At 74.0% G+C, this 20,050-nt stretch carries 20 protein-coding genes and 5 pseudogenes; 15 read left to right on the plus strand and 10 right to left on the minus strand.

Going from position 1 to position 20,050, the window contains the following annotated elements; translation table 11 throughout:
• Positions 1-855: 855 nt before the first annotated feature.
• Both KPL57_RS71315 and KPL57_RS61070 read left to right on the plus strand, forming a co-directional pair.
• Positions 856-1,002, plus strand: a pseudogene (locus tag KPL57_RS71315) (acyl-CoA dehydrogenase); the annotation flags it as partial.
• A gap of 50 nt (positions 1,003-1,052) precedes the next feature.
• Positions 1,053-2,090, plus strand: coding sequence for an acyl-CoA dehydrogenase family protein (locus tag KPL57_RS61070; protein WP_226358974.1), 1,038 nt, complete (start codon positions 1,053-1,055; stop codon positions 2,088-2,090).
• Between the two features lie 270 nt (positions 2,091-2,360).
• Here KPL57_RS61070 and KPL57_RS68755 read toward each other — a convergent pair.
• The 5 genes and pseudogenes from KPL57_RS68755 to KPL57_RS71325 all read right to left on the minus strand — a co-directional run.
• Positions 2,361-2,453 (minus strand): annotated as a pseudogene (locus tag KPL57_RS68755) (MarR family transcriptional regulator); the annotation flags it as partial.
• A complete protein-coding gene (locus KPL57_RS68760; protein ID WP_264199994.1) occupies positions 2,453-2,587 on the minus strand; it encodes a hypothetical protein in 135 nt (44 codons plus the stop codon). The pseudogene KPL57_RS68755 and the gene KPL57_RS68760, both read right to left, overlap by 1 nt.
• 48 nt (positions 2,588-2,635) lie before the next feature.
• On the minus strand, positions 2,636-2,932 hold the full coding sequence (locus KPL57_RS68765) for an enoyl-CoA hydratase-related protein (protein ID WP_308253332.1): 297 nt from the start codon (positions 2,930-2,932) through the stop codon (positions 2,636-2,638).
• Positions 2,929-3,072, minus strand: a complete 144-nt coding sequence (locus KPL57_RS71320) for a hypothetical protein (RefSeq protein WP_308253356.1) — start codon at positions 3,070-3,072, stop codon at positions 2,929-2,931. The genes KPL57_RS68765 and KPL57_RS71320 overlap by 4 nt, the downstream gene beginning before the upstream one ends.
• Before the next feature lie 44 nt (positions 3,073-3,116).
• The gene (locus KPL57_RS71325) at positions 3,117-3,383 is read right to left on the minus strand and encodes a hypothetical protein (RefSeq protein ID WP_226359021.1); all 267 of its coding nucleotides are present in this window, start codon (positions 3,381-3,383) and stop codon (positions 3,117-3,119) included.
• A gap of 452 nt (positions 3,384-3,835) precedes the next feature.
• Here KPL57_RS71325 and KPL57_RS73485 point away from each other — a divergent pair.
• From KPL57_RS73485 to KPL57_RS61095, 3 genes and pseudogenes are all read left to right on the plus strand, one after another.
• Positions 3,836-4,183, plus strand: a pseudogene (locus KPL57_RS73485) (MBL fold metallo-hydrolase); the annotation flags it as partial.
• A gap of 118 nt (positions 4,184-4,301) precedes the next feature.
• Positions 4,302-4,355: pseudogene (locus tag KPL57_RS73490) on the plus strand (hypothetical protein); the annotation flags it as partial.
• A gap of 470 nt (positions 4,356-4,825) precedes the next feature.
• The gene (locus tag KPL57_RS61095; RefSeq protein ID WP_226358975.1) at positions 4,826-5,161 is read left to right on the plus strand and encodes an Lsr2 family protein; all 336 of its coding nucleotides are present in this window, start codon (positions 4,826-4,828) and stop codon (positions 5,159-5,161) included.
• Here the strand turns inward: KPL57_RS61095 and KPL57_RS61100 are convergent.
• Entirely contained in the window at positions 5,154-5,918 is a 765-nt protein-coding gene (locus KPL57_RS61100) for a transposase family protein (protein WP_226350834.1), read from the minus strand. The two genes, KPL57_RS61095 and KPL57_RS61100, sit on opposite strands and share 8 nt — an antisense overlap.
• 404 nt (positions 5,919-6,322) lie before the next feature.
• On the opposite strand from KPL57_RS61100, the pseudogene KPL57_RS61105 reads away from it, so the two are divergent.
• Together KPL57_RS61105 and KPL57_RS61110 are read left to right on the plus strand one after the other, a co-directional pair.
• A pseudogene (locus KPL57_RS61105) lies at positions 6,323-6,448 on the plus strand (hypothetical protein); the annotation flags it as partial.
• Positions 6,449-6,641: 193 nt separating this feature from the next.
• Positions 6,642-7,706: an AMP-binding protein gene (locus KPL57_RS61110; RefSeq protein ID WP_226358976.1), complete on the plus strand. Its 1,065-nt coding sequence runs from the start codon at positions 6,642-6,644 to the stop codon at positions 7,704-7,706.
• Positions 7,707-7,743: 37 nt separating this feature from the next.
• On the opposite strand, the gene KPL57_RS61115 is transcribed toward KPL57_RS61110, so the two are convergent.
• The gene (locus KPL57_RS61115; RefSeq protein WP_226358977.1) at positions 7,744-8,985 is read right to left on the minus strand and encodes an MFS transporter; all 1,242 of its coding nucleotides are present in this window, start codon (positions 8,983-8,985) and stop codon (positions 7,744-7,746) included.
• Between the two features lie 115 nt (positions 8,986-9,100).
• Between KPL57_RS61115 and KPL57_RS61120 the strand changes: the two genes are divergently transcribed.
• Positions 9,101-10,636, plus strand: a complete 1,536-nt coding sequence (locus tag KPL57_RS61120) for a long-chain-fatty-acid--CoA ligase (protein WP_226359015.1) — start codon at positions 9,101-9,103, stop codon at positions 10,634-10,636.
• A gap of 78 nt (positions 10,637-10,714) precedes the next feature.
• Positions 10,715-11,353 (plus strand): MOSC domain-containing protein, encoded by a 639-nt coding sequence (locus KPL57_RS61125; protein ID WP_226358978.1) that lies wholly within the window; start codon positions 10,715-10,717, stop codon positions 11,351-11,353.
• Here KPL57_RS61125 and trpS read toward each other — a convergent pair.
• A complete protein-coding gene (gene trpS / locus KPL57_RS61130) occupies positions 11,331-12,392 on the minus strand; it encodes a tryptophan--tRNA ligase (protein WP_226358979.1) in 1,062 nt (353 codons plus the stop codon). The genes KPL57_RS61125 and trpS overlap by 23 nt on opposite strands.
• A 185-nt stretch (positions 12,393-12,577) precedes the next feature.
• Here trpS and KPL57_RS61135 point away from each other — a divergent pair, with 185 nt between their 5' ends.
• The 5 genes from KPL57_RS61135 (at position 12,578) to KPL57_RS71335 (ending at position 18,030) form a co-directional block, all read left to right on the plus strand.
• Positions 12,578-13,726 (plus strand): GTP-binding protein, encoded by a 1,149-nt coding sequence (locus KPL57_RS61135; RefSeq protein ID WP_226358980.1) that lies wholly within the window; start codon positions 12,578-12,580, stop codon positions 13,724-13,726.
• An 11-nt stretch (positions 13,727-13,737) separates the two neighbouring features.
• A complete protein-coding gene (locus KPL57_RS61140) occupies positions 13,738-15,174 on the plus strand; it encodes an aspartate aminotransferase family protein (protein WP_226358981.1) in 1,437 nt (478 codons plus the stop codon).
• A gap of 105 nt (positions 15,175-15,279) precedes the next feature.
• Positions 15,280-16,266 carry an ABC transporter substrate-binding protein gene (locus KPL57_RS61145; protein ID WP_226358982.1) on the plus strand — a complete coding sequence of 329 codons (987 nt, stop codon included), beginning with the start codon at positions 15,280-15,282 and terminating at the stop codon, positions 16,264-16,266.
• A gap of 52 nt (positions 16,267-16,318) precedes the next feature.
• Complete coding sequence (locus KPL57_RS71330) at positions 16,319-16,942, plus strand: hypothetical protein (RefSeq protein ID WP_308253336.1); 624 nt, start codon at positions 16,319-16,321, stop codon at positions 16,940-16,942.
• Positions 16,943-16,956: 14 nt separating this feature from the next.
• Positions 16,957-18,030: an ABC transporter ATP-binding protein gene (locus tag KPL57_RS71335; RefSeq protein ID WP_308253338.1), complete on the plus strand. Its 1,074-nt coding sequence runs from the start codon at positions 16,957-16,959 to the stop codon at positions 18,028-18,030.
• On the opposite strand, the gene KPL57_RS71340 is transcribed toward KPL57_RS71335, so the two are convergent.
• Positions 18,006-18,224, minus strand: a complete 219-nt coding sequence (locus KPL57_RS71340; RefSeq protein ID WP_308253340.1) for a hypothetical protein — start codon at positions 18,222-18,224, stop codon at positions 18,006-18,008. The genes KPL57_RS71335 and KPL57_RS71340 overlap by 25 nt on opposite strands.
• Before the next feature lie 7 nt (positions 18,225-18,231).
• Between KPL57_RS71340 and KPL57_RS61155 the strand changes: the two genes are divergently transcribed.
• The gene (locus KPL57_RS61155; RefSeq protein WP_308253342.1) at positions 18,232-19,797 is read left to right on the plus strand and encodes an ABC transporter ATP-binding protein; all 1,566 of its coding nucleotides are present in this window, start codon (positions 18,232-18,234) and stop codon (positions 19,795-19,797) included.
• A gap of 35 nt (positions 19,798-19,832) precedes the next feature.
• Here the strand turns inward: KPL57_RS61155 and KPL57_RS61160 are convergent, their stop codons facing one another.
• Positions 19,833-20,045 (minus strand): MbtH family protein, encoded by a 213-nt coding sequence (locus KPL57_RS61160; protein ID WP_020625570.1) that lies wholly within the window; start codon positions 20,043-20,045, stop codon positions 19,833-19,835.
• Positions 20,046-20,050: the final 5 nt, after the last annotated feature.

Genomic DNA, 20,050 nt, shown 5'->3' on the forward strand with positions numbered 1-20,050 from the left:
GTCCGCCAGATCGGCCGGGACACCCGCCCGGGGTGCGTGGGTGACGGGAGCCTCGTCGGTCATCCCCCGAGCCTCCCCGGCGACGCGGACGCGCGCAATGTCGCCGCCCGCGACCCTCCGTCGCGCGAGCCCCCTCCGCCGCCGCGTCGGTGATCGCCCGCCGATCCCCCGCCGCCCGTCAGCCCCACCTGCACGCTCACCGTCCGCCTGGCCCGCCTCCCGCGGTGCCCACCGTGCGCGCTGCTCCACCGACCCCTCGCTGCTCCACCGGGCGCGCGGCCGATCCGTCGGGCGCACTGTGATCCGCTGGCGCACGGTGATTCTCCCAGCCGCACGGTGATCCGCTGGCCGCGCGGTGATCCGTCGTCCGCGCGCGTCCGGACACACGCGCGGAGCGGATCAGCGCGCGAACTGTCGATCACCGACGCGTCACCGAATCTGTGCCTCGGCCCGCCGTGCCGGAGTCGACGCGCCGTGCCCGAGCCCACGCGTCGCTCCACCGGGCACGGCTATCCGCCGTGCGCGTGCTGATCCACCGCCGCGCGGTGGTCCACCGGGCGCGCGGTGATCCGCCGGGCGCGCGGTGATCCGCCGGGCGCGCGGTGATCCGCCGGGCGCGCGGTGATCCGCCGGGCGCGCGGTGATGCGCCGCCCGCGCGCGTCCGAACACACGCGCGGACTGTCGATCACCGGGGTGCCGCCGGGACTCCCCCCCCCCGTCGTCCTGGGTCGCCGGAACACCCCGTCGTCGCGGGCTGTATTACGTTCGCCGTGGAAACGAAGCTCGTCGGGAGGCGGACGCGATGGCGTGGGGACTTCAGTACCGACCCGGAGTTCGAGGAGAAGCTGAAGTGGATGCGCGGCTTCGTCCGCGACGAGATCATCCCGTTGGAGACCCTCGACCTGGACCGGGAGACCTTCGCCCGGATCACCGCGCCGCTCAAGGAGCAGGTCCGCGAGCAGGGTCTGTGGGCGGCGCACCTGCCCCCGGAGCTCGGCGGCGGCGGGTTCGGTCAGGTCTCCCTCGGGCTGATGCACGAGATCCTCGGTCAGTGCCGCTACGCGCCGGGGTGTTCGGCAACCAGGCGCCCGACTCGGGCAACGCCGAGCTGCTCGCGATCGGCGGATCGCCGGAGCAGAAGGAACGCTGGATGCACCCGTTGCTGCGTGGTGAGCTGCGGTCCTGCTTCTCGATGACCGAGCCCGGCGCCGGCGCGGACCCGACGATGCTGTCCACCCGGGCCGTGCGCGACGGCGACGACTACGTCATCAACGGCCACAAGTGGTTCTCCTCGAACGCCACCGGCGCGGACTTCCTGATCGCGATGGTGGTGACCGACCCGGACGCACCGCCGTACCAGCGGGCCTCGATGATCATCGTCCCGACCGACACCCCCGGGCTCGACGTGGCCCGCGACATCCCGGTGATGGACCACCCAGAGGTCGGCGGCGAGATCTACGGCGGCCACGCCGAGGTCTTCTACCGCGACGTCCGGGTGCCGGCGACGAACCTCGTCGGCAACCCCGGCGACGGGTTCAGGCTCGCCCAGCAGCGGCTCGGCCCGGGCCGCATCCACCACGCCATGCGCTGGCTCGGCCAGTCCCGGCGGGCGTTCGACATGATGTGCGAGCGCGCGGTGTCACGGACGGCGAGCGGCACGCGGCTGGCCGACAAGCAGATGGTCCAGGACATGGTCGCGCAGTCGGCGGCGGACATGGCCGCGGCCCGGCTGCTGACCCTGCACGCGGCCTGGACGATGGACCAGGTCGGGGCCTCGAACGCCCGGATCGAGATCGGGATGATCAAGTACTGGGGCGCGAAGGTGCTGCACGACGTGATCGACCGCGCGATCCAGGTGCACGGTTCGCTCGGCTTCTCCGGGGACCTGCCGCTGGAGCAGATGTACCGCGCGGCCCCGCGCCGCCGGATCTACGACGGTCCCGACGAGGTCCACAAGGAGTCCGTCGCGCGGCGCATCCTGCGCGGCTACACCCCGGTCGAGGTCCCCCACCGAGCACGTCCCGACCCGCACCGAGGCCGCGCAACGCAAGTTCGCCAGTACCTGGACACGGCGACGGCGAACGCCTGACCGCGTCAGGCCGGTGCGGACCTCGGCTCCGGCGAGGCTGCGAGGTCGCGCGGTAGTCCGCGACCAGCGCGTTTCATCGCGCTGAGGAAGCGGCCGCCGCGTCGAGCTCGTCGTCGTCGAAGCCGGCGAGCAGGGCGTCCATCCGGGCGCCGAGCGGGCCGAAGAAACCGCCCCGCCGACCTCCGCGGCGTTCTCGGCCTGGCGCAGGGTCACCCGCCGCCGGTCGGCGGACTCGCGGCTGCGGCGCACGTGGCCCGCGCGTTCCAGGCGGTCGACGAGCGCGGTCGTCGCACCGGTGGACAGGCCGAGCCGGGCACCGAGGACACCCGGGGTGAGCGGTTCACCCGCGGAGTCCGCGCGCATCACCGCGAGCAGCGCGTGGAGGTCCGTGGATGCAGCCCGTGCCGCCCGGCGAACTCCTGGCCGAGCAGCTCGGACTCGCCCGCGTAGTCCTGCAGCAGCGCGACCAGGTCCTCGCGTCGCGTCCGGGCAGGCATGCCGACGAGCCTAGTCGCCGTCAGTGGGCCCGTGCCCGGGCGCAGGGGTCAGCGCCCCGTCCACCGCGGCGGGCGCTTCTCCAGGAACGCCGCGATCCCCTCCGTCTTGTCGGCCGAGCGCAGGATCGCCGCGGTGGCGACCTCGGTGGCGCTCCAGCCGCGCTCGTCCGGCTCGGACACCACGCGTTCCAGGGCGCGCAGCGACACCGACACCGCGAGCGGCGAGTTCTCGCAGACCGTCGCGGCGAGCTCCAGCGCCGCGGTCTCGGCCCGCCCCGGCTCGACGAGCTCGTTGACCAGGCCCAGGGTGTACGCACGGTCGGCGTCCAGCGGGCGCCCGGTCACCAGCAGCTGCTTGGCGACGTTGAGCGGCAGCGGCCGCGGCGCGCGGAACAGCGCACCGCAGTTCGCGCCAGGCCGCGGGCAACCTCGGGCAGGCCGAACCGCGCCGTCGTCGACGCGACGACCATGTCGCAGGCCAGCACGATCTCGAACCCGCCGCCGTAGGCGACGCCCTCGACCGCGGCGATCAGGGGGCGCCGCCGGTCCCGCCGGACGACGCCGTAGTTGCCGCCGCGCGGGGTGGGGCCGCCGGCCCCGGCGGCCAGGTCATCGTGCCCGCGCTGAACGCCGTCGGGTCCCCGGCGAGCACGCCGCACCACAGGTCCGGGTCGTCGTCGAGGTGTGTTGAGCGCCTCGTCGAGGCCGGCCGTGTCATCGCCGCGTCGACGGCGTTGCGCTTGTCGGGCCGCGTCATCCGGATCAGGAGCACGTGCCCGTGCCGCTCGGTGCTCACCCCTGGTCCCCGCCATGCCCGTCGGTCACGATCGTGACTGTAGGTGGGAACCGCGCCCGGGGCGTTCGTAGTCTGGTGATCGTGTCCCGCAGCAAGCGCCTCCCCACCGCGGCCGTCCTGTCCGTCCCGCTCGCCCTGACCGGCGCCCTGGCCGCGCTCGGGCTGCACGTGCGCCGGAACATGGGGGCCCGCCCGGGCGAGCTGCGCCGGATCGCCTCCGCCTCCCCGAACGCCGTCGACGGGCTGTTCGCCAACACCGAGCCCGGGCTGCCCCGGGCCAAGGCCTCGGCCCGGATGATCCTGAACATGCTGGTCGGCCGCCGCTCCGCGGGCGGCGCGCCGGCGACGGTGCCGCTCGCGCCGCTGCGGACCCCCGCCGAGCCCGCCGGGCTGGCGGTGACCTGGCTGGCCACGCCGGGGTGCTGCTGGAGATCGACGGCCGGCGGGCGCTGGTGGACCCGGTCTGGTCTGAGTACGCCTCCCCCGTGCCGCGCTTCGGGCCGCGCCGCCTGCACCCGCGCGGTCGCGCCGCTGTCCGAGCTCGGCTCCCCGGACTCGTGGTGCTCAGCCACGACCACTACGACCACCTCGACCGTCCGACGGTCACCGCGCTGGCCCGCGACACCTCCGCGGTGTTCGTCGGGCCGCTCGGGTGGGCGCGCACCTGCGTTCCTGGGGCATCCCCGGGCACCGGGTCGTCGAGCGCGAACTGGGAGGGCGTGGTGACCGTGGCGGGGCTGGAGCTGACCTGCCTGGAGACCAGGCACTTCTCCGGGCGCGGGCTGCGCCGCAACACCACGCTGTGGGCGGCCTGGAAGGTCGCCGGACCGCGGCACACCGCCTACCTGGGCGGGGACACCCGGCGCCACCCGGGCGCACGCGCGCACCGGGGCCGCGCACAGCCCGTTCGACCTGACGGTGCTGCCGATCGGCGCCTACTCCGACCTGTGGCCCGACATCCACGCCGACCCGGAGCAGGCGGTCGCCGCGCACCGCGAGCTCGGCGGCCGGGTCCTGCTGCCGATCCACTGGGCGAACAGACGTTCACGCTCCGCTTCCACCCCTGGACGAGCCCGCCGAGCGGGCCCGCAAGGCCGCCGCCGACCAGGACGTGGTCCTGCCCTGCCGCGCCCGGGCCAGCGCATCGACCTGACCGGCGTCACGACCGTCGACGACGCCGCGCGCCGCGGTTCCCACCGAACCGTGGTGGCCGACCGCACGCTGATTCGCGTCACCGTCACCGCTGACCCTTTCCGCCCATTCCCGTCACCCGGACGCCGTATCCCCTCCCGGAAACGCCGGCACCGGACCATTTCCGGGGAGGGGTTCGACAGGTCGGTTCGGCATCCCTTATCGTTCTGCCCGAAGAATCGGTTCGGCACCGACCGGGGCGATTCCCGTCTCCGGCCGGGTCCGGCGATTCCCGCGGAAGGAATGACGACGTGGCGCAGCAGACGACCATCACCCTGGTCGACGACCTGGACGGCACCGAGGCCGACGAGCAGGTGGAGTTCTCCGTCGACGGCCGCGCCTACGAGATCGACCTGTCCACGAAGAATGCCGAGAAGCTGCGCGAATCGTTGGCGCCCTACGTCGCGGCCGCCCGTCGCGGGTCCGGTCGGCGCAGCACCTCTTCCGGCACCTCGTCGAACGGTTCCAGTGCCTCGGAACGCGCCGCGAACCGCGCGGTGCGGGAATGGGCAACGGCCCAGGGCATGAAGATCTCCGAGCGCGGGCGTATCCCGTCCTCGGAGGCTTATTCAGGCTCCGTCAGGTAAGTGCGTAGAAGATGAGTCCGATGACTGCCGAGATCGTCGTTTTAAATGTGGCGTAGGGTCGGCGGTAGTCTGTGTGGAGAACTTTCCACGACTTGATATGGGCGATGACTCGCTCGATGGTGGCGCGTGTGCGGTTGAGGCTCTTGTTGAATGTTTTCTGCCAGTCGAGAAGTTCCCGGCCGGGTTGTTTTTTGAACGGGGTGAGCATGCCGCGCCCGATGTAGCCTTTATCGCCGATCGGTGGGTATGTGGCGAGGTGGTCGAGGGCGCCGGATTGGTCGAGGCAATGTAGGTCGTGTCGGGAGCCTGGGGTCGGGTCGGAGATCCACGACAGCTGCCCTTCCAGGGTGGCTGCGACCTGGACGACGACGCCGGTGGTGCGATGCTTGCCCGACCACAGACCTGGTACGGCGGTCCATGACCAGCAGGGCAGCAGGGTTCCGTCGATGATGTACTGCCGATCGGCACGAAGCTCCTCCGCAGTCGGAACTACACTCCGCAGCGCCTGCGCCAGCAACGGTGTCACCCCCGCGATCGCTCGACTGACCGTCGACTGCGACACCCCGTAGGTTTCCGCCAACTCCCACTGCACACGATTCCCGCGCAGATACGCCAACGTGATCACCACCGACCAGAACAATCCCAGAATCGGCGGCCAAGGCCGTCGCAGGCCAGTCGCGTTCCGCTGATCCTGCTCATGCACCAGAGCGGCAAGATCCTGAATCTCATCACGCCGAAAGCCAGTGGTATAGTACATACTGCGACAGCCCATTCATCTCGGATTGATTCGACAAACCAATCTTCGCGATGGACGGGCTGTCGCCCAACCCGACACGCCGGGCTAGATCGTTATTTCACGGGCCCTGAATAAGCCTCTCGGTTCTCGAGGCCTATCGGAACGCGCACTCCTGACCGCTGCCGCCGCCGGGGCCGCCCCGGATGGCAGGATCAGGGCCGACGAGAGACGTGCGCCGGGCGATCCGCGGCGCACACCGACGGAGAGGGCCCGATGTACCCAGGCACGCATGCCGCGACGACCCCCGACAAGCCGGCCGTGATCATGGGGGGCTCGGGCGCGAGCCTGTCCTTCCGTGAGCTGGAGAGGGGTCCGCACGGCTCGCGAACCACCTGCGCGCCGCCGGACTCCGGCGGGGCGACGTCGTGGCGCTCGTCGCGGAGAACTGCGCGCGGGTCTACGAGGTCTACTGGGCGGCCCAGCGCTCGGGGCTCTACATCACCGCGGTGAACCACCACCTCTCCGCGCCCGAGGCCGCCTACATCGTCCGCGACTGCGGTGCGAAGGCACTCGTGGTCTCGGCCGGTGTCGCCGGTCTGGCCGCGGCGATCGAGGACCACGTCGACACCCCGGTGCGACTGGCCTTCGGCGGCGAGATCCCCGGCGCGTCCCGCTACGCCGACTACGACAAGACCCTCGCGTCGGTCTCCGCCGAGCCGCCGACCAGACCCCCCGCGGGCGGACATGCTCTACTCCTCGGGCACCACCGGGCGCCCCAAGGGCATCAAGCCGACGCTGCCCGACCGGCAGATCGACGAGCCGGGCGACACCTACCAGGCCCTGTTCGGGCCGATGTACGGCTTCGGCACCGACACCGTCTACCTGAACCCGGCCCCGCTCTACCACGCCGCGCCGCTGCGGTTCACCGCCACCGTGCAGGCGCTCGGCGGCACCGTCGTGGTGATGGAGCGCTTCGACCCGGAGAAGGCGCTGGAGCTCGTCCAGCGGTACTCGGTCACCCACTCGCAGTGGGTGCCGACGATGTTCGTGCGGATGCTCAAGCTCCCCGAGTCCGTCCGCTCCGCCTACGACGTGTCCTCGATGCGGGTCGCGATCCACACGCGGCCGCCCCGTGCCGGTGGACGTCAAGCAGGCCATGATCGACTGGTGGGCCCGATCCTGCACGAGTACTACGCCGCGACCGAGTCCAACGGGGTCACCTTCATCGACTCGGCGCAGTGGAGCGAGCGTCCCGGGTCGGTCGGCCGGGCCGGGCTGGGCACCATCCGGATCGCCGCCGACGACGGCACCGTGCTCGGGCCGGGCGAGATCGGGACCGTCTACTTCGAACGCGACGAGCGCCCGTTCGAGTACCACAACGACCCGGGCAAGACCCTCGCCGCGACCCACCCCGAGCACGAGAACTGGACCACCACCGGGGACCTGGGCTACCTCGACGAGGACGGCTACCTCTTCCTCACCGACCGCAAGGCATTCATGATCATCTCCGGTGGGGTGAACATCTACCCGCAGGAGGTGGAGGACGCCCTCGCGCTGCACCCGAAGGTGCTCGACGTCGCCGTCATCGGGGTGCCCGACGACGAGATGGGCGAGAAGGTCAAGGCCGTCGTCCAGCCCCCGGAGGGCGTCGACGCCGGCCCGGAGCTGGAACGCGAGCTGATCGAGTTCGTGGCGGGAGCGGATCGCGCACTACAAGGCGCCGTCGTCGGTGGACTTCACACGACTTCCTGCCGCCGCACCCCCACGGGCAAGCTGGTCAAGCGGGAGCTGCGCGACCGCTACGTGTGACCTCGCCCGGGCCCGCGGTGTGACCGGCACGGGGGGGTCAGGCGGCGCGGCGGGCGTAGCGGGCACGGGCCAGGGCCGCGACCAGCGCCAGCGGCACCGAGGCGACCAGGGCGGCGGCGAACAGCGGGGCGAAGCGCCCGGCGTCGGCGAACGGGGCGCCGAGCGCGGTCCCGGCCGAGCTGCCCAGGAACAGCAGCGTCGCGAACAGCGCGACGGCGGTCGCGCGCGCCTGCGGGACGACCTCGGTCGCCCAGGTCTGCAGGGTCGAGTGCAGGAACGCCCACGCCCCGCCCAGGCAGAGCCCGGCCGCGGCGACCGTCATCGGGTGCACCGTCACCAGCGGGAAAGTCCAGGCGACCACGAGGAACCCACCGCCGACGCCGGCCAGCGCGGCCGGGCCGAGTCGGCCGACCAGGGGTCGCACGACCCGGGAGAACAGCACCGCACCGACGCCGTAACCGCCGGCGGCGAGCCCGGCCAGCGCGGCGGAGCTGCCCCCGGCCTGCAGCGACGGCGCGAGGTAGGTCAGCACCCCGAGCACGACCGCACCCTCGACGAAGGCGAGCGCCAGCACCAGCCGCGCCCAGCCGTTCCCGGCGACGGCGGCCAGCGGGCGGAGCACCGCGTCGGTGATCCCGCGCGACGGCGTGCGGGCGCCGTCGGGTTCGGGCAGCGCCCGCAGCGCGACGAACAGCACCGCGCAGCCCGCCGCCGTCGCACCGAGGACGACGCGCCACCCGGCCAGGTCGGCGAGCAGCCCCGCCCCGGCCGTGGCGACGGCGGTGCCGAGCGCGGTCGCGGCGAGCAGGTCCGACAGCGGCCGCTGCCGGACCGCGGCGGGCCAGGTGTCGCCGACGTAGACCAGCGCGGCCGGGATCAGTGCCGCCGTGCACGCGCCGGTGAGGACCCGCGCGACGACCAGCACGGCCAGCGTCGGGGCCAGCACCGAGGCTACCCCGCCCAGCACCGCCCCGACCAGGGCCAGGCGCATCACCCGGACCCGGCCGATCCGGTCGGACAGCACGCCCCACACGACCTGCATGAGGCCGTAGGCGAGGAAGTAGCCCCCGGCCGCGCCGGCCGCCGCCGCCAGCGGCGCGTCGAACGAGGCGGCGATCGGCACGAGCAGCGGCGCGATCGCGAACCGGTCGACGGTGCTCGTCAGCGCCGCCAGCTGCAGCAGCCGGAGCCGCCGGGTGCCGTCGGGGACGGCGCCCCCGGAGTCGGGCCCGCCGGGACCGCTGCCGTCGGGACCGCTGCCGTCGGGGGTCGTGCTCACCGGCGTCACCCTGCACGGCGGGCCGAACTGTTGCCCCACCGGGGTGGCCGGGACCACAGTGGCAGGGCAGTCGAGGCTCGGGAGGCCACCGGTGGGCACGATCACGGGACACGGGATGACGGCGGCGGACATCGTCGCGCGGCACGCACGGACCACACCGGACGCTCCGGCGCTGGCCGACCCACGGACGTCGCGGACCTGGGCGCAGCTCGACGACCGGGTGTCCCGGCTGGCGACCGTCCTCGCCGGACGCGGGGTCGACCGCGGGGACCGGGTCGCGGTGCTCGGGCTCAACTCCGTCGAGCTCGTCGAGAGCTACCTGGCGGTGCTGCGGATCGGCGCGATCTGCGTCCCGCTGAACTTCCGGCTGACCGCCGGCGAGATCGCCTTCCAGCTGACCGACTGCGGCCCCACCGCGGTCGTCTGCGACGACCGGTTCGCCGCGACGGTGGAGACCGCCCGGGCCGACGCGCCGTCGGTGCGGACGGTGCTGGGGCTCGGCGAGGGCCTCGACGCGCTGCTCGCCGAGGCCGGGCCCGGGTCCTGGGGCGACGACGTCGCCGACGAGGAGCCCGCCTACATCATGTATACCTCGGGGACGACCGGCCGTCCCAAGGGCGCCGTGCTGACCCACCGCAACCTGCTGCTGCACGCGTTCCTGTCGATCACGCACATGGGCACCGCCGGCGACGACCGGGTCTCGCTGTCCGGGGCGCCGCTGTTTCACATCGCCGGGCTGTCGGGGATGCTGCCCACCCTGATCGCGGGCGGCCGGGTGATCATCCCGCCGTCGGGCGGCTTCGACCCGGTCGCGACGGTCGACACCCTGGAACGGGAGAAGGTGTCGTCGTGCTTCTTCGTCCCGGCGCAGTGGCAGGCGATCTGCGCGGTGCCCGGCCTCGCGGAGCGGGACCTGTCGGCGCTGCGCCGGATCAGCTGGGGCGCGGCACCGGCGTCGACGACGCTGATCCGCACGATGATCGACACGTTCCCGCAGGCCACCGTGGTGACCGCGTTCGGCCAGACCGAGTGCAGCCCGATCACGTGCGTGCTGCGCGGCGAGGACTCGGTCCGCAAGATCGGCTCGGTGGGGACGCCGATGATCGGCGTCGAGGTGCGCGTGGTCGACCCGGAGATGAACGACGTGCCGCGCGGCGAGGTCGGCGAGATCGTCTACCGCGGACCGACGGTGATGCGGGAGTACTGGGGGCGTCCGGACGCGACGGCCGAAGCGTTCCGCGGCGGCTGGTTCCACTCCGGAGACCTGGTCCGCGAGGACCCCGACGGCTACCTCTACGTCGTGGACCGGGCCAAGGACATGATCATCTCGGGTGGTGAGAACGTCTACAGCGCCGAGGTGGAGGACGTGCTGGCGGCGCACCCGGGCATCGCCGACGTCGCGGTCATCGGGGTGCCCGACCCACGCTGGGGCGAGACACCGCTGGCGGTGGTCGTGCCCGCCGACCCCACCGCGCCGCCGGACCTCGACGCCGTCGTCGCGTGGTGCGCCGACCGGCTGGCCCGCTACAAGCGCCCGACACGGATCGCCGTCGTCGACGCGCTGCCGCGCAACCCGACGGGCAAGGTGCTCAAGACCGAACTGCGCCGCGACCACGGCGCGCTGGACTCGGTCTCCGCACCCGCGCAGTAGCCCGGTCGCCAGCCCGATCGCCGACCCGGTCGCCAATCCGGTCGCGACGGCGGCGGGGGCTCGCCTACCGTCGGCACCGTGAGCGTCGTGGAATCGGTGAACACCGGGGTGTCCCGCCCGATCCTCGCGAAGGCGGGGGCCTCGGGGATCGACAAGCGGCCGGTGGCCGGACCGGTCCGGGTGGCCGTCCCGGCGGCTGCGGCGAGCGGGCTGGCCGGCGACACGATCTGCGACGCCGACCACCACGGCGGCCCGGACCAGGCCGTCTACGCCTACGCCCGGGAGGACCTGGAGTTCTTCGCCGCCGAGCTCGGGCCGCTGCGGGCGGGGACGTTCGGGGAGAACCTGACGACCCGCGGGATCGACGTGTCCGGGGCCGAGCTCGGCGAGTGCTGGCGGGTCGGCGGGGTGGTGCTGCAGGTGACCGCGCCCCGCGTCCCGTGCCGGACCTTCGCCGCGCACCTGGAGCGGGCGGGCTGGGTGAAGCGGTTCACCGCGGCCGCCCGCCCCGGCGCCTATCTGCGGGTCCTGTCCCCCGGCGAGATCCGCGCCGGGGACACCGTGACCGTCGAGCACCGGCCAGGGCACGGCGTCACCGTCGCCGACGCCTTCCGGGCGCTGCTCGGCGAGCCCGACCGGCTCCCGGACCTGCTGGCCGCGGGCGAGCACCTGCTGCCGCAGATCCGGGACACCGTCACCCGGCGGACCGCGTCCTGACCCGGTCGTAGCGCATCCCCATCGCCGCACGGACCGCGTCGAGGGTCTCCTCCGTCAGCTCGTTCGCACGCGCGTTGCCGCGGGCCAGCACGTCGTCGACCAGCCCGGGGTCACGCGCCAGCTCGGCGCGCCGCGCGCGGTGCCCGGCGAGATGGTCGTTGACCGCCTCGGTGGTGAGGCGCTTGAGCGCGGCGGCCCCGTCGAGGGTCGCGGCCAGCTCGTGCGGGTCGCGCCCCAGACACAGCGCCGCGGTCGTGAGCAGCCCGTACACCCCGGGCCGCCCCTCGGGGTCGACGGTGATCCGACGCTCGGAATCGGTACGGGCGCGGCGCACGATCGCCGCCGTCTCGTCGGCGGTCGCGCCGAGCGGGACGGCGTTGCCGCGGGACTTCGACATCTTGTGCCCGTCGAGGCCGGGCAGCTCCGGGGTGTCGGTCAGCATCGGCTCGGGCGGGGTGAACACCGGGCCGTAGCGCTCGGCGAAGCGCCGCGCCAGCACCCGGGTCAGCTCGATGTGCGGGAGCTGGTCCTTCCCCACCGGTACGAGGTCGGCACGGCAGGACAGGATGTCCGCGGCCTGGTGCACCGGGTAGGTCAGAAGCAGGCCCGACAACGCGCGCCCGGACGCCGCGTGCTCGGCCTTCACCGTCGGGTTGCGGTGCAGCTCGGCCTCGGTGACCAGCGACAGGAACGGCAGCATCAGCTGGTTCAGCGCAGGCACCGCGGAGTGGGTGAACACCGTGGTGCGGTCCGGGTCGAGCCCGGCGGCGAGCTGGTCGAGCACCGCGCCGCGCACGTGGTCGGCCAGCCGGTCCGCGACGTCGCGGTCGGTGATCACCTGGTAGTCGGCCAGGATCACCAGCACGTCCACACCGGACCGTTGCAGCCGGACCCGTTCGGAGATCGTGCCCACCAGGTGCCCCAGGTGCAGCGGGCCGGTCGGCCGCTCCCCGGTCAGCACCCGGTGCGACGACGGGTCGGCGGCGACGGCGGCACGCAGCGCGGGCATCCGGGCGACGGTGGCAGCGAGGGAATCCATGATCAGCTCCTGGGAACGGGGAGCTGCACGAGACACACCGGGTTCCGCCGGGCTGCTCGGGCAGCCCGGGGTGACGGTGACGTGCGTCTACGCGGCTGCGGGGAGCAGCCGCCACCAGCCGAGACGGGAGGAACGCACGGAGGCAGCCTACACCCGCCTAATCGACTATCGTTATCATCATCGGTATGGCCGACCGTCGCGTTCCCGTCACGATCCTGTCCGGCTTCCTCGGCGCGGGGAAGACGACGCTGCTGGAGCACCTGCTCGCGAACCGGGAGGGCAGGCGGATCGCCGTCGTCGTCAACGACATGAGCGAGGTGAACATCGACGGCGCGCTCGTCGACCTGCACCGCAGCCAGGAGAAGCTGGTCGAGCTCACCAACGGCTGCATCTGCTGCACGCTGCGCGAGGACCTGCTGACCACGGTCGGCGAACTGGCCGCCGAGGGGCGCTACGAGCACGTCGTCGTCGAGTCGACCGGGATCTCCGAGCCGATGCCGGTGGCGGCGACGTTCGAGTGGACCTTCGACGACGGCACCGCGCTCTCCGACGTGGCGCGGCTCGACACCATGGTCACCGTCGTCGACGCCTCCACCTTCGAGCACCTGCTGACCAGCGAGGACTCGCTCGCCGACCGGGAGCTGCAGGCCGCCGAGGGCGACGAGCGGACGCTGTCGGACCTGCTCGCCGACCAGGTCGAGTTCGCCGACCTGCTGGTGCTGAACAAGACCGATCTCGTCGCGCCGCACGCGCTGGGCCGGATCGAGGCACTGCTGTCGCGGATGAACCCGGGCGCCCGCATCGTGCGCGCCGTGCGCGGGGACGTGCCGGTCACCGACCTGCTCGACACCCGTCGCTACGACCCGGCGGCGGCCTCGGCGACACCGGGCTGGGCCCAGGAGCTCAACGGCTCGCACACCCCCGAGACCGAGGAGTACGGGATCGCGAGCGTCACCTGGCGGGCGGCGCGCCCGTTCCACCCGGCACGACTGCTCGACGCGCTCGGCGAGTGGCCCGGCCTGCTGCGCAGCAAGGGCTTCTGCTGGCTGGCCACCCGGCCCGACGTCGCGGGGCTGTGGTCGCAGGCCGGGCCGAACATGGCACTGGACCCGGCCGCGCCGTGGTCGTCGTTCGACGGGCCGCGCGGGCAGGAGATCGTGTTCATCGGGCTCGGCCTGACCCGCGACACCGTCACCGCCCGGCTCGACCCGGCCCTGCTCACCGACGACGAGCTGCTCGCCGGGCCCGACTCCTGGCGCGACCTGGACGACCCGCTGCCCGCCTGGGACCTCGACGACCTGCACGACCACGAGCACGCCTCCGTGGCCGGGTAGCGTCGGACCGCGTGCCCGACCTCACACCGGACGAGTTCCGCGCCCTCGGCCACCTGTTCGTCGACGCCGTCGCCGACGCCCGCGCCGGGATCGAGCGTCACCCGGTCCGCGACGTCGTGGAGCCCGGCACCGTGCGGGGCCGCTTCCCCCGCGAGGCGAACGAGGACCCCGAGCCGCTCGCCGCGTTCCCGTCGCTGGTCGAGGCCGTCACCGGCGACGCCGACACCCGCTGGCAGCACCCCGGCTTCCACGCCTTCTTCCCGGCGAACGCCTCGCTGACCTCGCTGCTCGGCGAGCTGCTCGCCGGCGGCGCCGGGACGCAGGGGATGCTCTGGTCCACCTCGCCCGCCTGCACCGAGGTGGAGCAGGCGGTCACCGACCAGCTGGCCAGGGCACTCGGACTGGACGAGTCGTTCACCCACGACGGCGGCGGGGGCGGCTCGATCCAGGACTCGGCGTCCTCGGCGGCGCTGGTCGCGCTCACCGCCGCGCTGCACCGGGCAGCGCCGGACCCGGACTCCGGCTGGCGGGCGCACGGGGTGACCGGGCGGGAGCGCGTCTACGTCACCGCCGAGACGCACTCGTCGCTGGCCAAGGCGGTGCGGGTGGCCGGACTCGGCTCCGACGGGCTGCGGACGGTCCCGTGCACCCCGGGGACGCGGGCGATGGACCCGGACGCACTGGCCGACACCCTGGCCGCCGACACCGCCGCCGGGCTGGTCCCGGTGCTGGTGTGCGCGACGGTCGGGACGACCTCGACCGGGTCGAGCGACCCGGTCGCGGCCCTGGTCACGGCGGCGCGGCCGCACCGGGCCTGGGTGCACGTCGACGCCGCGTGGGCCGGCGTCGCGGCGCTCTGCCCGGAGCACCGCTGGGTGCTCGACGGCGTGAACCCGGGCCCGGGGCCCGGCGTCGACTCCTTCTGCACCGACGCCCACAAGTGGCTGCTCACCGCGTTCGACGCCTCGCTGCTGTGGGTGCGCGACGCCCGCGCGCTGCCGGCCGCGCTGTCGATCACCCCGGCCTACCTGCGCGACGCGCACTCCGACTCCGGCGCCGTCGTGGACTTCCGGGACTGGCAGGTCCCGCTCGGGCGGCGGTTCCGGGCACTGAAGCTGTGGGCGGTGCTGCACGGGCAGGGCCTGTCCGGGCTGCGGGCGCACCTGCGCGGGCACGTGGACCTCGCCGCCGAGCTGGCCGAGCGGCTCCGCGGGCACGACGACCTGGAGCTGGCGTGTACACCGGTGCTGTCGCTGGTCTGCCTGCGCTCGCGTGCCGGCGACGCGGCGACCACCGCGCTGCTGGAGCGGGCCAACGCCGACGGTCGGGTGCTGCTCACCGGTACCGAGGTCGACGGGCACCCGGTGGTGCGGGTGGCGTTCGGCGGGATCACCACCGGCCGCGCGCACCTCGAGGTCGTCTGGGATGTCCTGTCCGCCCGATCGTGACCGCCATGGGTAAGGTTCGCCTGTCCACCCGGAAGGGTGTACTGACCTGATCTCCCGGCGCCCGGTGCACCCGCCCGCACGGGTCCCGTCGAAAGGACCGCCCCCATGCCCCGATCCCTGCTCCGTGCGCTCGCCGCGTACGTGGTCCTGCTGCTGGCGCTGGCCGGCTGTGCGTCCGGGGGCACCGGCGACACCGCGCAGCCCGCCCCCACCGGCGAGGCCGCCGGAGCCTTCCCGGTCACACTGAAGCACGCCTTCGGCGAGACGACGATCCCGGCCGCACCGCAGCGGGTGGTCACCGTCGGCTTCAACGACGCCGACTTCGCACTGGCCGTGGGGGTGAAGCCGGTCGGGGTCCGCGAGAACATCGGCGACTACGACTACGCACAGCGCCCCTGGGCGCAGGAGGCACTCGGCGGGACCCAGCCGCAGCTGCTGACCGGAGCCGAGATCCCGATCGAGCAGGTCGCCGCACTGAAGCCCGACCTGATCCTCGGCGTCTACTCCTTCATGGACCAGGCGACCTACACCGCGCTGTCGCAGATCGCGCCGACCGTCGCCCAGGGCACCCCCGACGGCACGAACCCCGCAGGCTGGGAGGAGCAGACCCGCATCACCGGGCAGGCCACCGGCCGCACCGAGCAGGCCGAGCAGGTCATCGCCGCGACCCGCGCGAGGTTCGACGAGGCCAAGGCAGCCCACCCCGACTTCGCGGGCAAGAACCTGAAGATGGACTTCTTCATCGAGGGTGTCCCCTACGACATGGGCACCGACGACCTGCGCGCCCAGATCTTCGCCGGCCTCGGTTTCGCCGTCCGGCCGGACTCGCAGACCCTCTCGCTGGAGCGCCAGGGCGACCTCGACAGCGATCTGCTCGTGGTGCTGGGCCGCTCGCGCGCCGAGTCCGAGGCCGACCCGGTGTTCCGGGCGATCCCGGCGGTGCAGCAGGGCCGGGTGGCCTACCTCGGGCCGTTCGAGACCGAGTTCGCCGCCGCACTGGGCTACTCCAGCCCGCTGTCGCTGCCCTACGCACTCGACACCGTGGTGCCGCAGCTCGACGCGGCGCTGAAGGGGCAGGCACCGGGGAACTGAGCCCGCCGCCGACCGCGTCGGGCGTCGATGTTGGCAAGGCTATCCTGACACAATGGACGTTCCCACCCGCCAGGCGGAGTCCGGCCGGTCCGTGTTGCGGGGGTCGCTGGGGGCCTTCCGTGGACGGCTCGCCGCGGCGTCGGCGCTGTTCTGCGGCCACCAGGCGGGTGAGGCACTCGTCCCCGTCCTCGTCGGGGTGGTGATCGACCGCGGGATCGCGGCCGGCGACCCCGTCGCCCTCACCGGCTGGTTGCTGGTCCTCGGACTGGACTTCCTGTTCCTGTCCACCTGCTACCGCTTCGGCGCCCGGCACGCCTGGTCGGCCGACGTACGCGGCGACGCCCGGCTGCGGCTGCAGGTGGCCGGGCGGCTGCTCGACCCCCGCGGCGGCGCCGAGGCCGGACGGCTGCCCGGTGAGCTGGCCTCGATCGCGGTGTCCGACGCGAAACGTGTCGCGGTGGTCAGCTTCATGCTCCCGCTCGGGCTGGCCGCGGTGACCGCGGTCGTCGTCGCGGCGATCGCGCTGCTCACCATCTCGCTGCCGCTGGGGCTGCTCATCCTGCTGGGCTCCCCGCCGCTGCTGTGGGCGATCCAGCGGATCGGCACCCCGCTGGAGCGGCGCAGCCACGCCGAACAGGAGCGGGCGGCCGCGGCCTCCGGGTCGCGGCCGACCTGATCGACGGCGTCCGGGTGCTGAAGGGGCTCGGGGTCGAGCCGGCGGCCCAGCGTCGCTACCGTCGGGTCAGCCGGGAGGCGCTGGGCGCGACCCTGTTCGCCACCCGGGCCGAGGCCGGGTTCCTCGGCTCGGTCCAGCTGGTCAACGGGCTCTTCCTCGCCCTCATCGCGCTGGTCGGCGGGCGACTCGCCGCCGACGGCCAGCTCAGCATCGGCGGGCTCGTCGCCGCCGTCGGCCTCGCCCAGTTCCTGGTGGGCCCGCTCGAGGTGTTCGGCGCGGTGAGCCGCCAGCTCGCCCAGGGCCGCGCGTCCGCCGGCCGGATCGCGACGCTGCTCGGCAGCGAGCACGCCGTCACCGCCCGGCCCGGGTCCGGCTCCGGGAGCGCCGCTGCGGCCGGGGACGGCGGGCTGACCCTGCGCGGGGTCCGCACCGTGGGCCTGTCCGGCGTGGATCTCGACGTCGCACCGGGAACCATGCTGGGTGTGGTCACCGACGACGCGGCGACCGCACTCGGGCTGGTCCGGCTGCTGGGCCGCGAGACCGACCCCGTCGACGGCCGGGTCGAGGTCGGCGGGACCGACCTCACCGCGCTGGAGTGCACCGACGCCCGCGCCGGTGTGCTCGTCGCCGCGCACGACGCGCACCTGTTCGCCGGCACCGTGCGCGACAACGTCCTCGCCGGGTGTGCGCCCGGGACCGACCCGGCCCCGGCGATGGCCGCGGCTCGCGCCGACCAGGCCGCGGAGGTCCTCCCCGACGGGGCGGACACCGCGGTCGCCGCCCGGGGCAGCTCCCTGTCCGGGGGTCAGCGGCAGCGGCTCGCCCTCGCCCGGGCCCTCGCCGCCGACCCCCCGGTGCTCGTGCTGCACGACCCGACCACCGCGGTCGACGCCGTCACCGAGGCCGCGATCGCCGACGGGCTGCGCGCGCTGCGCCGCGGCCGGACCACCGTCGTCGTCACCACCAGCCCGGCGCTGCTGGCCGCCGCCGACCGGACCGTCGTCCTGCGCGGCGGCCGGATCGCCGCGGACGGGACGCACAGCGAGCTCATGGCCGACCCCGACTACCGGAAGCTGGTGACCGGATGACCACCCGCCTGCCCGTCGCCGACGGGGCACGGATGCGGGCCGTCCTCGGCGAGCTGCTGCGGCCCCAGCGCGGCACCGCGCTGCTCGGGCTCGGGACGCTCGTCGGGGCTGCCGCGGTCAGCCTGCTCACCGCACCACTGCTCGGCCGGATCGTCGACCTGGTCGCCGACGGCCGGGGGCGCCGACGCCGTCACCGCACCGGTGCTCGGCCTGGTCGGGGTCGCGGTCGGGCAGGGCGTGCTCGCGATGCTCGGCGTCGCCCTGGTCGCCCGCGCCGGGGAGACGGTGCTGGCCGGGCTGCGCGAACGGTTCGTCGACCGGGCGCTGCACCTGGACCTGGAGCAGCTGGAACGGGCCGGGTCCGGGGACCTGACCTCGCGGGTCACCGACGACGTCAGCGTCGTCGCCGAGGCCGTGCGCGAGGCCCTGCCCGAGTTCGCCCGCTCCGCGCCGCTGATCGGCCTGACCCTCGTCGCGCTGCTCGCGCTGGACTGGCGGCTGCTCCTCGGCGCGCTGCTCGCCGTCCCGATCCAGGCCTGGACCGCGCGCTGGTTCCTCACCCGGTCCGGCCCGATCTACGCGGCGCAGCGGATCGCCTACGGCGACCAGCAGCAGCAGCTGCTCGACACCGCCGCGGGGGTGTCGACCGTGCGGGCGTTCCGCCTGCACGACCAGCACCGGGACCGGGTCGCCGAACGCGCCGACGCCGTCGTCGGGCTCGCGATGCGGGTGATCCGACTGCAGACCCGATTCTTCGGCCGGCTCAACGCGGCGGAGTACCTGGGCGTGACCGGTGTCCTGGTCGCCGGCTTCTGGCTGGTGACCTCCGGTGAGGCCACGATCGGCACGGCCAGCGCGGCGGCGCTCTACTTCATCAACCTGTTCGGCCCGGTCAACGTGGTGCTGTTCCAGCTCGACGTCGCCCAGTCCGCGATCGCCGGGCTGCGCCGGATCGTCGGGGTCGCCGACCTCGCCCCCGAGCCCGATCCCGCCGAGCCCGCCCGGCCGGACGGCTCCCGCGTCCGCGCCCGCGGCCTGACCCACGCCTACGTCGACGGACACCCGTCGCTGCGCGGGGTGGACCTCGACGTCGAGCCGGGCACGCGGGTCGCCCTGGTGGGCGCGAGCGGCGCGGGCAAGTCCACCCTGGCGAAGCTGGTCGTGGGGCTGCACCGGCCGTCGTCCGGCCGGATCGAGATCGGCGGCGCCGGCCTCGACGAGCAGGGCCCGACCGTCCGCCGGGACACCGTCGCGCTGGTCACCCAGGAGGTGCACGTGTTCGCCGGGACGCTGGCCGAGGACCTGCGCCTGGCCGCCCCGGACGCCGACGACGCGCAGCTGCGCGCTGCGCTCGACACCGTCGGGGCGCTGGCCTGGGCCGAGGCGCTGCCCGAGGGCCTGGCGACCCCGGTCGGGAACGGCGCGCACGAGCTGGACGTCGTGCAGTCCCAGCAGCTCGCGCTGGCCCGGCTCGTGCTCGCCGACCGGCCGGTCGTGATCCTGGACGAGGCCACCGCGGAGGCGGGCAGCTCCGGGGCCCGGGCGCTGGAGGACGCGGCGCTCGCCGCGGCTCGCGGGCGGACGACGGTGGTCGTCGCGCACCGCCTGACCCAGGCGGCCACCGCCGACCGGGTCGTCGTCCTCGAGGACGGGCGGGTCATCGAGCAGGGCCGCCACGACGAGCTCGTGGCCGCCGGGGGCACCTACGCCCGACTGTGGGGTGCCTGGTCGGGTCTGCGGCCCGACCAGGCACCCGATCTCGGCTGAGTGGCGCGGCGCCCCGGATCAGGCGGCGCCGCGGATCAGGCGTCGGTGCGTTCGCGCAGGCTGCGCGGTCGCAGATCGGTCCAGTTCCGTTCGACGTAGTCCAGGCACGAGGTCCGGTCGGCCGGCCCGTGGACCGAGGTCCAGCCCGCCGGGACCTCGGCGAAGTCCGGCCACAGCGAGTGCTGACCCTCGTCGTTCACCAGCACCCGGAAGGTGCCGTTCTCGTCGTCGAAGGGGTTGGTGGACATGGTTC

The sequence above is a fragment of the Pseudonocardia sp. ICBG601 genome, from assembly GCF_020496245.1.